This is a genomic window from uncultured Caldilinea sp. (assembly GCF_937128415.1).
Classification (GTDB): Bacteria; Chloroflexota; Anaerolineae; order Caldilineales; family Caldilineaceae; genus Caldilinea.
Map to the genome: position 1 here is coordinate 1 of NZ_CAKZMJ010000062.1, position 15565 is coordinate 15565.

The 15565-nt window shown below is 63.3% G+C and carries 15 protein-coding genes; 5 read left to right on the plus strand and 10 right to left on the minus strand.

All coding sequences use genetic code 11. The annotated features are described in order from the left end of the window. Positions 1-49: 49 nt before the first annotated feature. Positions 50-922 carry a fumarylacetoacetate hydrolase family protein gene (locus Q0367_RS09750; RefSeq protein ID WP_298981924.1) on the plus strand — a complete coding sequence of 291 codons (873 nt, stop codon included), beginning with the start codon at positions 50-52 and terminating at the stop codon, positions 920-922. Positions 923-928: 6 nt separating this feature from the next. Here Q0367_RS09750 and Q0367_RS09755 read toward each other — a convergent pair whose 3' ends face one another. Then, entirely contained in the window at positions 929-2305 is a 1377-nt protein-coding gene (locus tag Q0367_RS09755; RefSeq protein WP_333889692.1) for an L-serine ammonia-lyase, read from the minus strand. Positions 2306-2520: 215 nt separating this feature from the next. Next, positions 2521-3027 carry a hypothetical protein gene (locus Q0367_RS09760; RefSeq protein WP_298981929.1) on the minus strand — a complete coding sequence of 169 codons (507 nt, stop codon included), beginning with the start codon at positions 3025-3027 and terminating at the stop codon, positions 2521-2523. 310 nt (positions 3028-3337) lie between these two features. Here Q0367_RS09760 and Q0367_RS09765 point away from each other — a divergent pair, with 310 nt between their 5' ends. From Q0367_RS09765 to Q0367_RS09780, 4 genes are all read left to right on the plus strand, one after another. Continuing rightward, positions 3338-4807 carry an L-fucose/L-arabinose isomerase family protein gene (locus tag Q0367_RS09765; RefSeq protein ID WP_298981931.1) on the plus strand — a complete coding sequence of 490 codons (1470 nt, stop codon included), beginning with the start codon at positions 3338-3340 and terminating at the stop codon, positions 4805-4807. Positions 4808-4993: 186 nt separating this feature from the next. Then, a complete protein-coding gene (locus Q0367_RS09770; RefSeq protein ID WP_297634803.1) occupies positions 4994-6082 on the plus strand; it encodes a Xaa-Pro peptidase family protein in 1089 nt (362 codons plus the stop codon). Positions 6083-6227: 145 nt separating this feature from the next. Further along, on the plus strand, positions 6228-6869 hold the full coding sequence (locus Q0367_RS09775) for an L-ribulose-5-phosphate 4-epimerase (protein ID WP_297634800.1): 642 nt from the start codon (positions 6228-6230) through the stop codon (positions 6867-6869). A 154-nt stretch (positions 6870-7023) separates the two neighbouring features. Further along, complete coding sequence (locus tag Q0367_RS09780; protein ID WP_298981934.1) at positions 7024-7434, plus strand: DUF302 domain-containing protein; 411 nt, start codon at positions 7024-7026, stop codon at positions 7432-7434. A gap of 14 nt (positions 7435-7448) precedes the next feature. On the opposite strand, the gene Q0367_RS09785 is transcribed toward Q0367_RS09780, so the two are convergent. The 8 genes from Q0367_RS09785 to Q0367_RS09820 all read right to left on the minus strand — a co-directional run. After that, entirely contained in the window at positions 7449-8081 is a 633-nt protein-coding gene (locus Q0367_RS09785) for an SDR family NAD(P)-dependent oxidoreductase (RefSeq protein WP_298981936.1), read from the minus strand. 49 nt (positions 8082-8130) lie between these two features. Continuing rightward, positions 8131-9189, minus strand: a complete 1059-nt coding sequence (gene folE2, locus Q0367_RS09790; RefSeq protein ID WP_298981938.1) for a GTP cyclohydrolase FolE2 — start codon at positions 9187-9189, stop codon at positions 8131-8133. A gap of 56 nt (positions 9190-9245) precedes the next feature. After that, positions 9246-9737: a 2-amino-4-hydroxy-6-hydroxymethyldihydropteridine diphosphokinase gene (gene folK / locus Q0367_RS09795; protein ID WP_298981940.1), complete on the minus strand. Its 492-nt coding sequence runs from the start codon at positions 9735-9737 to the stop codon at positions 9246-9248. 5 nt (positions 9738-9742) lie between these two features. Then, positions 9743-10141, minus strand: coding sequence for a dihydroneopterin aldolase (gene folB, locus Q0367_RS09800; protein WP_298981942.1), 399 nt, complete (start codon positions 10139-10141; stop codon positions 9743-9745). Positions 10142-10244: 103 nt separating this feature from the next. Further along, positions 10245-11168 carry an alpha/beta fold hydrolase gene (locus Q0367_RS09805; protein WP_298981944.1) on the minus strand — a complete coding sequence of 308 codons (924 nt, stop codon included), beginning with the start codon at positions 11166-11168 and terminating at the stop codon, positions 10245-10247. Positions 11169-11336: 168 nt separating this feature from the next. Further along, entirely contained in the window at positions 11337-11870 is a 534-nt protein-coding gene (locus tag Q0367_RS09810; RefSeq protein WP_298981946.1) for a GNAT family N-acetyltransferase, read from the minus strand. Positions 11871-11985: 115 nt separating this feature from the next. Continuing rightward, positions 11986-13746: a dynamin family protein gene (locus tag Q0367_RS09815; protein ID WP_298981949.1), complete on the minus strand. Its 1761-nt coding sequence runs from the start codon at positions 13744-13746 to the stop codon at positions 11986-11988. 120 nt (positions 13747-13866) lie between these two features. After that, positions 13867-15565, minus strand: a 1699-nt coding sequence (locus tag Q0367_RS09820) for a DNA translocase FtsK (RefSeq protein ID WP_298981951.1), incomplete at its 5' end; no start/stop codon positions are given.

Here is a 15565-nt window from a genome sequence, read left to right on the forward strand (position 1 = left end):
CCATTCCAAAATCATTACGAATCATCGATTGCGCGTTGAGAAAAGAGCCATGAAACTCTTGAACTGGATCACTCCCGACGCCGGCGCCGTGCGCGTCGGCGTGGCGACCGACGCCGGCGTCATCGACTGCAGCGCCATCGGGTTTCCCGCTCTTTCCATGGAGACCCTGATCGCCCAGCCGGAGGCGTTTCACTCGTTGCAGAGAGCCATCGACCACGCGGTCGCCGATCCGGCGGCCCATGCGTTGCGCCTGCTCGACGAAACGACGCTGCGCTTCGCCCCTGCGCTCACCCACCCGGGCAAGATCATCTGCGTCGGTTTGAACTACCGCCGCCACGCCGCCGAGTCGGGGCTGCCTGTGCCTTCGACGCCGGTGCTCTTCTCCAAATTCAACAACAGCCTGGCCGCGCACCGCGAGGCGATTCCCCTGCCGCCGACCGCACACCAGTATGACTATGAGGTGGAGCTGGCGGTGGTCCTTGGGCGCCGCGCCCGCAATGTGTCCGTCGAGGAGGCGTTGGGATGTATTTTCGGCTATTGCACGGCCAACGACCTCAGCGCACGCGACCTGCAAACCCGCACCAGCCAATGGCTGCTCGGCAAGACGCTCGACAAGTTTCTCCCGCTCGGCCCCTATCTGGTCACTGCGGACGAGGTGCGCGATCCGCAAAATCTGTCTCTCAAGTGCTGGGTCAACGGCGAGCTGCGCCAGAATTCCAACACGGCGGATATGATCTTCAGCGTGGCGGAGATTGTCAGCTACATCAGCCAACACTTCACCCTGGAGCCGGGCGACGTCATCTGCACCGGCACGCCCGAAGGGGTGATTCTGGGCATGGCCGAAAAGGTGTGGCTGCGCGCCGGAGACGAGGTGACGGTCGAAGTGGAGGGGTTGGGACGGCTGACGAACGTGATGGCGTAGCCGATTTCAGCACTCGATGACGTTCACTGCGAGGCCGCCGCGCGCCGTCTCTTTGTACTTCGTCTTCATGTCGGCGCCGGTCTCGCGCATGGTCTTGATCACCTTGTCGAGCGAGACGTAATGTTTGCCGTCCCCGTGCAGGGCGATGCGCGCGGCGTTGATCGCTTTCACCGCGCCCATGGCGTTGCGCTCGATGCAGGGGATTTGCACCAGCCCGCCCACCGGGTCGCAGGTCAACCCCAGGTTGTGCTCCATGCCGATCTCGGCGGCGTTCTCCACCTGGGCGGGCGAGCCGCCGCGCACTTCGGCCAGCCCGGCCGCCGCCATCGAACAGGCCACGCCGACCTCCCCCTGGCAGCCGACGTCGGCGCCGGAGATGCTGGCGTTCTTTTTGTAAAGCGTCCCGATGGCGCCCGCCGTGAGCAGAAAGCGGATGACGCCGTCTTCGTTGGCGCCGGGCACGAAGCGCATGTAATAGTGCAACACCGCCGGGATGACGCCGGCCGCGCCGTTGGTGGGCGCAGTGACGACGCGGCCGCCCGCTGCGTTTTCCTCGTTGACGGCGATGGCGTAAACGTTGACCCAGTCCATCACGTTGAGCGGATCTTGCAGATTGGCCTCCGGCCGCTCGACCAGCTTGCGATACAGCTCGGCGGCGCGACGTCGCACCTTCATGCCGCCGGGCAGGACGCCCTCCGTCGTGATTCCCCGCTGCACGCACGCCTGCATCACGTCCCAGATGCGCAGCAGGCCGGCGCGAATTTCCGCTTCGCTGCGCCACGCTTTTTCGTTTTCCAGCATGAGCTGGCTGATGCTCAGGTTGTGCGCCGCGCAGAGCGCCAGCAGCTCCTCTGCGCTGTCGAAGGGATAGGGGAGCGGCGTGTCATCCTCCTTGATGCGGTCGTGGCCGATTGCGCTCTCGTCCACGACAAAGCCGCCGCCCACCGAATAGTAAGTCGCTGCGTCGAGAAAGGCGCCGCCGGCGTCCAGCGCAGCGAAGGTCATGCCGTTGGGGTGGAAGGGCAGCGCGCTGCGCCGGAAGAGAATGTGCTGCTTTTCGACGAAGGAAATCGGCTGCTCTCCCAGGAGCAAAAGCCGCTGCGTCGCCCGCACGGCCTCGATGCGCGCGGGGATGGCGTTGACGTCGACGGTCTCCGGCTCCTCGCCCAACAGGCCGAGCATCACCGCCTTGTCGGCGCCGTGTCCCTTGCCCGTCGCACCGAGCGAGCCGAAGAGCTCGGTGCGCACTGCGGCGACCCTGGGCAGCAACCCATCGCGCCGGAGCCGCAGCGCAAACCGTTTCGCCGCCTTCATCGGGCCGACGGTGTGCGAGCTGGAAGGGCCGATGCCGATTTTGAAAAGGTCGAAGACGCTGATTGACATAATTTTTGTGACGTCGCTCCTGACGTGACGCAGCGCCAACCTCGGCTGCCCGGATGGAAAGTTGAACCGGTGACGCCGCTGTAAAGCTTTCAACACATCGATGACTCGATGATATTGAAGCATAGGCGGGCGGTTCTTTGCAATCGCCGGGAATCCATTCATGGCTGCGGCGCTGCCGTCATCGAGCGCGCACCCGCATATCCGGCGTTGCAGCGTCATTCAGGGTTTGTCTTGTCTTCATCGTCTTGATCGATTCGTCGCCCTTTTCGGTCGTGGAGCGCCAGCTTGCGTCCAACGAAGGCAACCTCCAGCGCCAGGCCGGCCAGCACAAAGGCCAGGATAGGCCATTGGTTTGGCAGACTCCAGGGGTTGAATGGAGCAGTGGGAGGCGGTGGGATGGGAGAAGGCGTTGGGTTCGGGCCACCCTCTGTCGATGGTGTTGTGGAGGGCGAGGCCAGTGTCATCATCTGAGAATTTTCCCATAGGCAGTCGTCGGCGGCTTCTTCTGCAATTCGTTCTGGGGGCGTTCCTGAGGTCAACATTTGAGTGGTCAGCTCGCTGAGTTGGCTTTCGCTGCAGCGGGCGACGAGCGCTTTCATCTGTTCAGGAGGGAGCGCCGTTAAAACGCTGCGCTTTTCGGTCGGCAAGCTGAGCAATTTCTCGAGGCCGCTCGTCTTTGCTATGAAATAATTGATGGATGTGCCTTTGGCTGAAGTCGCCATAGCCGGTCCTCTTGGCTGGAGTTTCTGAATGCGCCTCGTCACCCTGCCGTTCGACTCGTCGATGCGCCCTTTCTTCTTTGTTGAAAGCGTGAAAACTTCTAGCATTCGCAATGCCGTCATGCGTTGACAGACGGTCTGCTTGGTGATAAGATGTTGTTGCTTAAAACGTTTTAACTATCGGTTTAACACAGCTTCATCCAGAACAGGTCTTTGAATTCATCCTAAGAGACGATCGTGGCGCACGCTGCGCCGATGCTTTTCTCTTTGTCGCTTCATCCACAACTTCTATGAATTTGAGGAGGACACAACTATGAAATCCGCAACGCAACCTGTCACGCTGGGTCTGATCGTCGGCAATCGCGGGTTCTTCCCGGCGCATCTGGCCGAAAGCGGCCGCAAGACCATCCTCAAGGTGCTGGAAGAGGAAGGCTTCCGCGTGATTGCGCTTTCGCCGGAGGAGACGCTCTACGGCAGCGTCGTCACCCACGCGGACGCCCACAAATGCGCCGATCTCTTCAAGCGCCACCGCGATGAGATCGACGGCGTGCTCGTCACCCTGCCCAACTTCGGCGAAGAGCGCACCATCGCCGACGCGCTCCGCTGGTCGGGGCTCAATGTGCCGGTGTTGATCCAGGCGTTTCCCGACGACCCCAACAAGATGACCGTGGCCGACCGTCGCGACTCCTTCTGCGGCAAGATGTCCGCCTGCAACAACCTTCGTCAATATGGCATCAAATATTCGCTGACCACGCTTCACACCGTCGATCCGGAGAGCGACTCCTTCCGGCAGGACCTGGCGCGCTTCGCCGGCGTCTGCCGCATCGTGCGCGGCTTCAAGAACGCCCGCATCGGCGTGATCGGCGCGCGCCCGGCCGCCTTCAACACCGTGCGCTTCAGCGAGAAGCTTCTGGAGCGCAGCGGCATCTCCGTGGAGACGCTCGACCTCTCCGAGGTCTTTGGCCGCATCCAGCGGCTCGACAACGAGGCGAGCATCGTCAAGGAGAAGCTGGCGCAGATCGAGCGCTATGTGCAGACCGCCGGCGTGCCGCAGGAGTCGCTGTTGCGCATGGCCAAGTTCGGCGCCGTCGTCGATGAATGGATGAAGGAGACGGAGCTGACCGCCAGCGCCGTTCAGTGTTGGACGGCGATGGAGGAGTATTACGGCGTGGTGCCCTGCACGTTGATGAGCATCATGAGCGACAGCCTCATGCCTTCCGCCTGTGAGACCGACATCGCCGGCACCGTGGCCATGATGGCATTGGCCTTCGCCTCCGGCAAGCCGAGCGCCATCGTGGACTGGAACAACAACTACGGCGACGATCCCGACAAGGCCATCATCTTCCACTGCTCCAACCTGCCCAAGAGCATCTTTGTGGAGGAGAAGGACGTGCAGGCTGCGGGCGGCTTGATCCGGGCCGACGACATCGCCGTGATGGACTTCCAGGAGATTATCGCCGGCTCCGTGGGCAAAGAGAACACCTTCGGCACGATCGTCGGTCGCGTCAAGGCGGAGCCGTTCACCTATCTGCGCGTCTCGACCGACGACCTCAACGGACGCATCGTCGCCTACGTCGGCGAGGGCGAGCTGACCAATGACCCGATCAAGACCTTCGGCGGCTACGGCGTCGTGCGCGTCCCCAGGCTCCAGGAGCTGTTGCACTACATCTGCGAAAATGGCTTTGAGCACCACGTCGCCATGAACCTCTCGCAGGTGGCCGCGGCTGTGCACGAGGCGCTCAACAAATACATGGGCTGGTCCACCTACTGGCACAAAGGATGAACGGAAAGCGCGGAGATCGGGGGCGGCGCAGCCGCCCGATCTCCGCATGCGCCCGGCGGCCTCGCAAGCTCGTGGGGAAGCCGGAACAGTGCAGTTGCGAGCAGCGCCTGCGCATGGCCGAAAATCGGGAAAGCGCAGGCCGTACACCTTGTATCAGATTTTCACATGCCGCAAAGGAGTCTGGCTATGGGATTGCAAGAAGAACGACTGGCGCAGATTCGCGCCTTTATGCGCACCCAGGAGATCGACGCACTGGTGTTGCGGCGGGTGAGCAGCTTCGCCTGGGCGACCGCCGGCCATCGCTCCTACGTCAACACGGCGTCGACGGACGGCATCGCCACGCTGGTGATTACGCCGGATGAACAGTTCGTGGTGACGAACACGATCGAGGCCCCGCGGCTCGATCAGGAAGAAGGGCTGGCAGCGGCGGGCTGGAAGCTGCGCGTGGCCCCCTGGTGGAAGGCCGACGACACGGTGGCGCGGCTTACGGCCGGCAGGCGCGTCGGCGCGGACTTCGCCATGAGCGGCGCCGTAGACCTGTCCGACGCTATCGCGTGGCAACGTTCGCTGCTGTTGCCGGAAGAGCATGAGCGCTTCCGGGCGTTGGGCAGGATCTGCGCCGAGGCGATGAACGCCGCCATTCGCTCGATCGCACCGGGCATGAGCGAGTACGAGATCGCGGCGCAGCTCGCCTACGAGACCGAGCGCCGCGGGGCGCAGGCCATCGTCAACTTGATCGCCACCGACGAGCGCATCTTCAAGTTCCGCCACCCGCTGCCGACCGACAAGCGCCTGAACGACTACGCCATGCTCGTGCTCTGTGGCCGCCGCGACGGGTTGGTCTGCTCGATCACGCGGCTGGTGCGCTTCGGCAAGCTCCCGGATTCGTTGCGCGTCAAGGCGGACGCCGTGGCGCAGATCGACGCCGCCTTCATCCTCGGCACGCAGCCCGGCCGCACGCTGGGCGACGTCTTCGCCGATGGACAGGCCGCCTACTCGGCGACCGGCTTCACCGACGAGTGGCAATATCATCATCAGGGCGGTCCGGCGGCCTACGAACCGCGTGAGCTGATCGCCACGCCGGGCGCCGCCCAGGTGGTGACGGCGGGTCAGGTCTACGCCTGGAACCCCTCGATCGCCGGCGTCAAGTCCGAGGACACGATTTTGGTGACCGAAAGCGGCGTCGAGGTGCTCACCGCCATCGAAGGCTGGCCGATGCAGGAGGTTTCCGTCAACGGGCGAAGCATTGCGCGGCCGGCGATCTTGGAAGCGTAGCTTTGGCGATGCGCGAAGTCTTGGCAATACATCCACGCCGGAGCATCCGAGCGGAGGCGATGACCGACGCGCGCAAGCGTAGGTCATCGCCTTCGGCGTGACGTTTGGACTTGCTTTGTGTTTCGATTGCTTCGAGGAATGGATCATGTTAGAGGCGCTCAAAGAAGAATTGCACTGGCTCCATCTGGAGCTGCCCAAACAACATCTGGTGACCTGGACGAGCGGCAACATCAGCGCGCGCGATCCGGAGTCCGGCCTGGTGGTGATCAAGCCCTCAGGCGTGCGCTACGAGGAGCTGCGGCCCGAGCACATGGTGGTCGTCGATCTGGAAGGCAACGTCGTCGAGGGCAATCTGAAGCCCTCTTCCGACACGGCCAGCCACCTGTACATTTACCGCCATCGCCCCGACGTCAACGGCATCGTGCACACTCATTCTCGCTACGCCACCGCCTTCGCCGCCTGCGGCATGTCGATCCCCGTCTATCTGACGGCGCAGGCCGACGAGTTCGGCGGGCCGATCCCGTGCGGCGGCTTTGCGCTCATCGGCGGCGAAGAGATCGGCCGAGTGGTGGTTGAGTCGATCGGCTCCTCGCCGGCGGTGCTGTTGAAGAATCACGGCGTCTTCACCGTGGGGCCGACGGCGCAGGCCGCGCTCAAGGCCGCCGTCATGGTCGAAGATGTGGCGGCGACCGTCTGGCTGGCCTTGCAGATCGGCAAGCCGGAGCCGATCCCCGACGAGTTGGTGGCGAAACTGCACTATCGTTACACGCACGTGTACGGACAGTAATTGAAGCAGAGGGCGACAGACAAAGGGTCGTACGGGTCTGCTATCAGAAAAAGGTTATGTCTGTCATAAGCGATTTGAGGGCGCGCCTGGAGCAAAGGCTGCGCGATACTTTACCGCAATCGACCCGTGGACTTTGCAGAAGGAGAATCCGCTTATGACGACGACAACGCAACTCGGCATTCAGGTGCGCCTCGACGCCTCCTATGAGGAGGCCATTGAGCGGGCGACGGCTGCGCTCAAGGAGCAGGGCTTTGGGGTTTTGACCGAGATCGACGTCCAGGCCACGCTCAAGCAAAAGCTGAACGTCGATTTCAAAAAGTATAAAATTCTGGGGGCGTGCAATCCGCCGCTGGCGCATCGGGCGCTGACGACTGCGCCGGAAGTTGGTCTGCTGTTGCCCTGCAACGTGATCGTGTATGAAGACGAGGCGGGCGGCGCGGTCGTGACGCTCACCGACCCGATGTCTATGGTCGCCTTCCTTGACAATCCGGCGCTGCGACCGGTGGCGGAGGAGGCGCGCAGCAGGCTGGAGAAGGTGGCGCAGGCGTTGACGCAGCCAAGTTGAGCCTACAAATTCAACTATAAATCCAATACGCCGGAAGCGCCGGCTTCGTGGGCGGCCAAAATCCGCTCCGCCAGGGCTTCCGGCGTGAGCGCGTTGCGCGGCGGACGCATAGGCGTCTTATTCCACAACGACGTGTCCACTGCGCCGGGCCGCACGACGGTGACGCGCAGTTTGCGCTGCTCTTTGGCCAGCGTGGCCGCAAACGCCTCCAGCCCGGCCTTGGCGGCGGCGTAGGCGGAGAGGCCGGGCAGCCGCAATTTCTCACTGTACGCGCCGAGATACATCAGGTGCGCCTGATCGGCCAGCAGAGGCAAGCTGTAGTGAGTCGCCAGATAAGCGCCGGTCAGGTTGGCGTCTAAGATGCGCTTCCACGCCTCCGGCTTCATCTCCGCCACCGGGCTGGAAAGAATGTCGCCGACTGCGTACACCCAGAGGTCGATGGCAGGCAGCTCTTGGGCGGCGGAGTAGATGGCGCGCTGCACCGCAAACTCGTCGGCGACGTCCGCCTCGTAGCGAAATTCGGTGAGATCCGCCAGGTCGTGGGGATGGCGGCTCACGGCGCCCACCGTCCATCCTTTCGCTCGCAACTGTTGCGCCAGCGCGCGACCGATGCCGCCGCTGGCGCCGAAAATCAACGCTGTAGCCATGCTTCGCCCTTTCTGTTCTCCCCGGATGCTCAGGCAGCCCCAGACACTTTCAGCGGTGAATCAGCGTTGCGAAGACGCTGGGATCGACTTCCGGCGTGAAGCCGCCGGGAATGCCCTTGACCAGCACGCTCACGGCGTCATGGCTGTGCAGCGACTCTTGATGCGACGCCACGATTTTGAAGTCCTTGATGCGCGGGTCGGGGTCGAGCTTTTCGTGAAGCAGCCGCACGGCGTCTTCGACGAACTTGAGATAGGCGGCGTTCAGCTCGGCGAAGGCCTGCTCATCCTCGCGCTTGACCATCACCTGCGTTTCCGTTTTGAGTGCATCCAGGCAGAGGTCGCGCAGGTCTTCGATCCACAGGAAATCGTTGAGCTCCACGCTGACGCGCGCCACCGAGCGTTGGCTATGCGGCACGGCGGCGATCCCCCGCTCCAGGATGGCGTGCTGCGATAACTCATAGCTGCACGGGCAGGTCGAGGCGTACACGAAATCGAAGTGGATCAGCTTGCGCACAGCGCCGTAGCGGTTCATGCGCGCTTCGAGCGCCACCTGATAGTACTGGTAGCCGAGCAGGCCGGAGCGCAATGACTCGTTGAGCATCGGATAGTTGAAGCGCAGGATGAGATACGCTTCCAGGCTGCCCAACGAGCGGCGATAGTCCTGCAAGATCGCCTCGAGCAGGTCGAGGTCGAAGATTTCGTCTTTATACTCGTAAAAGGTGCGCATCACGCGCGACATGTTGATGCCCTTTTTGTGCGCTTCAAGCGAAACCGTGCCGGTCACCGAGGTCTCCAGCGTCAGCGGCTGGCCGTCTCGAGCCGCATAGCGCAGCGGCAGCCGAAAGTTGTGGATGCCCACCTGTTGAATCGCCACGGCGCTGCCCTGGATCAGCGAGGCGGGGCCGTTCTGCAGGTCCGGCAGCGAGGCGCGATAGGCTTCCGTCACAACGAAGTCGGCGTCGTAAAAGCGTCGCGGCGAGCGTGCGTCTTGTGCGGGTGCGGCGACGCTGGGAGCTCCGTTGCTGTGGCGTACGGCGCTATGATGACCGTTATGACCGTTGCTCCCAAATCCGTTGCCGTTGAATCCGTTTGAATTGCGAATATCCATAGAGCCTCCATTCAAGGTGATGTTCAATTTGCTCGATCGAGGCAGATCTTTGTTGTTCATCTGGTTGCCTCCACTTTCTGATTCGTCAAGGCGGCTGCAATTTCGGCCAGCGTCTGGCCCGTCTGGGGGTGCACCCATTCGCCCGCAACGTCGGCCAGCGGGACGGCGACGTGGGCGAAGCGCAACACGTCTGGGTCTGGCAGCGGCCTGCCCTCTGTTTCGATAATTTCCCGGCCATAGAACGCTAAGTCCAGGTCGATGGGCCGCGGCGCGAACTTGTCCTGCGTGCGCACGCGCCCCATGGTGGACTCGATGGCGCGCAGCGCCTGACGCAGCGCTGCCGGCTCCAGGTCGGTCTCGGCGCGAACCGCAGCGTTGGCAAAGTCCGCCTGGCCGGATGGTTGCCCGTCGGCGCCGAGCGCAGGCGTGACGTAGACCGGGCTGACGGCCAGCACGCGCAGGCGCGGGTGGCGCTCCAGCTCGGCCAGCGCGCGTTGGATGTTGCGCTCGCGGTCGATGTTGCTGCCCAGGGTGATCAGGACCTCCATATGCTTCACTCCTTCGAGGGCGCCGCGCCCATCACTTCTGCGCGCGTCCGGTAAATCGTCAGCCCGACGGAGCGAGAAAAGCGCACGGCGCCCGGCTTTTCGACGGTCAGCTCGACCGCCTCGATGCGCGGGTCGGTCTCGAAGCAGATGCGCATCAGGTCGGCGGCCAGCTTTTCGACGAGCTGCGGCGCAGCCGATTCGACGTGGGCGATCATGGCCTTGGCCGCCGTGCGATAGTTGACGGCGTCCTCGATGGCGTCGCTGACGCCGGCCTTGCGTGTGTCCGCCCACAAGGTGACGTTGATCAGAATGTCCTGGCGGTTGGCGCGCTCGTCGGGCTTGATGCCGACGATCCCGCGCACCAGCAGGTCCTTAATGAAAATGCGGTCCAGTGAGTTCGTCACGCTTTTCTTCCTTTGCGATTGCCGCTGCACTGCGCAGAGTCTCAAGGCGCATCACTCTCGAAAGCGCCTTGACGCGTCCTCTGGCTGTGGCAAGCGGAGATGTTTAATTGAGCGAAGCCAGAAACTGTTCAATGGCCGTCAACGTGGCCTCCGGGCATTCTTCATGCGCCACATGGCCGCACGCCGGAATGACCGCCAGGCTGGCGTGCGGCAGCGCTTGCGCCAGGCGCACGCTCTGCTCCGTCGGCACGATGCGGTCGTCGTCGCCTGTGATCACCAGCACCGGCAGCGTCAGGCGGTCGAGTTGGGCGGGCAGGTTGTTCGCCCGGCTGGCGCTCGTCAGCTCCCAGAGCGCCCGATCCCAGTTTTTGATCTGCAACGGCGCCGTGTAGCCCGCCCAAATCTCGTCGGTGATGCGCTGCGGGTCATGCCAGGCGGAGCGGGCGAAATCAATGCCCCAGTCCTGAATGCGTCGCGCAATGAGCGGGCCGATGTGTTGCATCTGCGGCGTGCGCAGCAGCCACTGCACGAATGCGTTCGGCCCCCCGCTGTACACCGCCGGGCTGATCAGCACCAGCGCCTGCACGCGCTGCGGATATTTTAGCGCCGTGAGGATGGCGATGGCGCCGCCGGCCGAATTGCCGACCAGCACCGCCTTTTCTACACCGAGCGCATCCATCAAATTCACGGTGAGGTCGGCCTGCGCCTCTGCACTGTAGGGCAGTCCACGCGCCCAATCGGCCGGCGTCCCCCACTCGCCGCGCAGCGGCCGCTCGGTCAGGCCAAAGGCGGGGCGGTCGAAAGCGATGACGCGATGGGCTGCGGCCAGGGGAGCCATGATCTCGCGCCAGGAGAAGACGCTGGCGCCGAAGCCGTGGAGCAAAATCAGGGTCGGCTCACCCGTCCCTAGTTCTTTGTAATGCACTTCCAGGTCGTCGCTGCCGAGCGGAACGCGTATGAAGCGGCTGTCCCGCTCCGCCAGCGCTTTTGCTTCCTGGAGCCCGGCCAGCGGCGGAACGGGGATCAAGAAAGGTCCAAAAGCCAGAGCCAATGTCAGTGAACCTACTGCTGCAAGCAACACCTTTTGCCAACGCTTCATGACCGTGAAGTATGACGCAGTGTCCTGGCGCATGCAGTACGAGCGCTTACAAACTTGGATATAAGTTTTGCAAAGATTGGACAATTTCGGGGGAGACTATTCGGTTGCGAGCGAAAGCGTCATGTAGAGCACGCGCACGAAGCGGTCGCCGACGCGCACGCGGCTGCTCTCGCCGGTGAGGGTGAAGCCCTGCGCCTCCCAGAATTTGAGGCAGGGGATGTTGAACTGCTCGACGCCGACGCGCACGGTCTTGACGCCGGCGGAGGCCGCCAGCCACGGCTTGAGCAGCGCCCACGCCTGGCTGCCGACGCCCTGGCGCTGCAAAGGCTCCGCCACGATCAGCGAGCCGATATAAGCGGTTCCATCTTCCGGCCAGTGGAGCCGCAGGTCAAGGGCGCCGATCAGCTCTGCGCCTGCCGAGGGATCGTTGCGATCGATGCGGCGCAAAATGCCAAGCAACGAGCGCCCCGGCGTCTCCTGGACGGCGGCCAGCTCCCTCCTGGCGTGGTCAGGAGGCGGCGCCTCCAATTTGTAGAGCCGCCAGTAGCCGGGCGTCACGGCGTAGACCGCCTGCAACGCCTCGACGTGCAGCGTTGGGTCGAGCGGCATCAAGGTGATGAGTTCCGTCATGGCCAGCGTCTATTTCCGAGCGGGCATGGTTTTCTGGAGAAGCAAAAAGTAATGAAAATATTGTCAAATATGCACAAATTCTTGTTTCCTTTTGCGCCTTCGCATTGAATCTCTTTCAGCGCAACGCCTTCGCAGCAGCCTTGCGCAGCTCGGCGAGCTCCCGGCGCAGGCGCTCCAGCTCGTCGCTGGTGCGTTCGAGCTTCTCCCGTTCGACGCGCACGAAGCGCGTGTACGGTGCGATCGCCTCGCGCATGCGCTGGAGGCCGTCGGTCAGCTCGCGCTCGAACTGCCGCGTCAGCGCCTCGTTCAACTGATTGCGCAGGTCGTTGATGGCGCTGCGCAGCTCCTGTTTCAGGCGGTTGCGACGGTAGGGCAGCACGTAAAAGCCCAGCGCGGCCAGCGCGCCGGCGCCGAGCAGGCCGGTCACGTCGAGCAGCGTGGTGTGGAGCAGCGTCACCAGGATGGCGCCCAGCCCCAGCGCGCCCGCCTCGACGGCGGCGGTCTGCACCAGCGCGCTTTGCACCTGCTGCGCCAGCTTGAGCGACTCGGTCTGCGGGTCGTAGGAATCGACGATGCGCTGCGCCTCGCGGCCGACGCTGGCGAGCAAGGTCTGGCGATTCATCTCAAAGCTGCTTCCCACCCTCCCCACGATCTGATCGGCGTGGTGCGCCGCGCGCGCCTGGAGATACTCCATCACGTCGCGCCACTGTCGGTAATCGCGATCCACCATCCAGTCGATCAGGTCGCTCACCTGCTGTTCGACCGCACGCGAGGTGTCCGCCACGACCACGCGCTCGAACTCGGCGCGCACCTTTTCCCCGTTGATGAGGTCGAAGACGCGACCGAGGCGCAGGGTTTCGTCGAAAAAGCGGTCTCCGCGCTCGGCCATGGCGTACAACACGTTGTCGACGTGGCTCAGGTGATACTTGAAGTCGCGGCGCATGTCGGCCTCATGCGCTTCCAGCTGTGTTTCGATGCGGTCGAGCGCCGCAAAGTCGTCCTTGAGCACGGCGCGGCGATTTTCGATCACGCCTTGATACTGGTTGCAAAGGCGTTCGGCGACGCCGAGAGGATTCTCCAGCTTGAGGCGCAAACGCTCACCCGCGTCGAGGGAGGAGCGAATATACTGTTCGAGCGCCCCGAAGCGGCTGCGTCGCCAGAGGTCGTTTTCTTCGAGCCTTCGTCCATTCTGGCGCGCCTGCTCCTTGGCGTTGAGCGCCAGCCGTGCGCTGATGGGAAAGATGCGCGGGGCTGTTCCCAACAATTCGGCGCTGTTGCGCGCAACGAAATCGATAATCTGTTCAAGCTCCTCCTCGCGCTCGATCAGGTCGATCTTGTTGATGACGAGAACGATCTTCTTGCCCCACTCGCGGATGCGTTGCAGCAATTGCCGCTCGCTCTCGCTGAAGGGCCGTTCTGCGCTGGTGACGAAGAGCACCAGGTCGCTGCGCGGGATGAAGTGTTCGGTGATCTCTTGGTGACGTTGGATGACGGCGTTGGTGCCCGGCGTGTCCACCAGGTTGATCTCCTGCAGCCAGTCTACGGGCAGAAGGATCACCACCGTCTCGTCGCCGGTTGTCTCTTCGCTCTTGCGTTCGCCGTAGCGCAGCACCTGAATTTGGCTGGTGGTGGGCAGCACGCCTTCGGGCAGCAGCCGCTCGCCCAACAGCGCGTTGAGGAACGCCGTCTTGCCGGCGTTGAATTCCCCCACGATCACCAGCAGAAAGAGTTCATCGAGCTGCTCGCGCGAGCGCTTCAGCAGTTGCACGTCGTCGTCCGTCGCTCCCAGCCGTGCAAGCAGCACGCGCAGGTCCTCCAGCACGCTGCGCTCGCGCCGTAAAATCTGGTCTTGTTCAGCGGTCAGAATGCGTTGCAAGGATCGTCTCCAAATTCCATCGCTGCGTTGATTGCGTTTTGTGCGTCATCGCAAAGTCGCCCAAAGACGCAAAGAACTTCCCCCAGCATCTCTACGCAACACGCACCATCTATCTCACGATCACGCATCATTTTCATCATCCTCTTCGTCACGCAACAGCACTTCGCGTCCGCGGCCTGCGCCCAGATCGGGGCCAACGACGCCGAGTTTTTCCAACTCTTCCATCAGGCGCGCAGCTTTCGGATAGCCGATGTTGAGCTTGCGCTGGAGCATGCTTGCGCTGCACGTGCGCATGCCGCGGATGGCGTCGATGGCGTCCTGGAGCAGTTCATCGCGGTTGTCGAGCTGGTCTAAGATGCCGGCCCACGGTGCAGAAACAGGCTGCGTCGCGCCTCCGCCGGCTTCCTTCCAGAAACGCACCACGTTGGCGATCTCTTCATCGGTGACGAAGCAGCCCTGCACGCGCTGAAGTTTGCCCGCATCGGAGCGCATCAGCAGCATGTCTCCGCGTCCTAATAGCCGCTCGGCGCCTGGGCTGTCGAGAATGACGCGGCTGTCCACTTGGCTGGTGACGGCGAAGGCGATGCGCGTCGGAAAATTCGCCTTGATCAGCCCGGTGATGACGTCGGTGCTGGGGCGCTGCGTCGCCAGGATGAGATGGATGCCGGTGGCGCGCGCCATCTGCGCCAGCCGGCAGATCTGTCGTTCGATGTCCTCGGCGGCGGTCATCATCAGGTCGGCGAGTTCATCGATGATTAAGACGATGTACGGCAAGGGCTGACCGTCCTTCTGCCTGCGCACAGCGGCGTTGTACGCGTCGATGTTGCGCACGCCGACGTCGCGAAAGAGGCGGTAGCGGTCGTCCATCTGCAACAACAGCCACGTGAGCGCACCCATCACCTGCTCGACATCGGTGATGACTTTGCCGTAGAGGTGTGGAATGCCGTTGTAGCCGGGCAACTCGACCATCTTCGGATCGACCATCACGAAGCGCAGCGTCTCCGGGCCATGCTGCATCAGCAGGCCGGTGACGATGGCGTTGATGCAGACCGACTTGCCCGATCCGGTTGCGCCGGCGATCAGAATGTGCGGCGCTCGGGTCAGGTCGAGCACAACCGGCGCGCCGGCGGTGTTGCGACCCAACGGCAACGCCAGTGCACCGCCTTTGCGCAGTTCTGGACTTTCCAGGATGCCGCGCAGGCTGACCAGCGATTTGTCCGGGTTGGGCACTTCGATGCCGACGTAGGGCCGGCCGGGCACCGGCGCTTCGATGCGCACGGCCGGCGCCGCCAGCGCCAGCGCCAGGTCGTCGGCCAGGCTGACGATGCGGCTGACGCGCACCTTGCGCTTCTGCCCCGCGCTTTCGACGTAGAGCGGCTCCACGCCGAACTGCGTCACCGTCGGCCCGCTCTCGACGTGAACAACGCGCACCGGCACGTTGAAGTCTTCCAGCGTGTCTACGATCAATTGTTCGATTTGTTTCACATCCCGATTGTTGTAAACGCCTGCATCTGCACGCAGCAGATCGAGCGGCGGGAGACCGGCGGACGCGCGTGGCGAACGTGCAGGCGTCGCCTTGCGCTGGGTGGGCGCCTCGCCCGCAGACGTAGACGCAGGCGGCGTTGCAGCCTTTTTTTGCGTCCGCGGCCGGCTCGACGTCGGCGCAGAGGGGGCGGGGACGCTTTCATGCACTCGGGGCGCTGCTGAAACGAAGTTCGGCGTTGGCGGCGTCCGGCGCTCTTCCTCGACGCCCGAGCGAATGCGCCCAGCTCTGTCTGCGATATATTCTCCGACCATCGCCAGCCAGCGGACGGTCAAG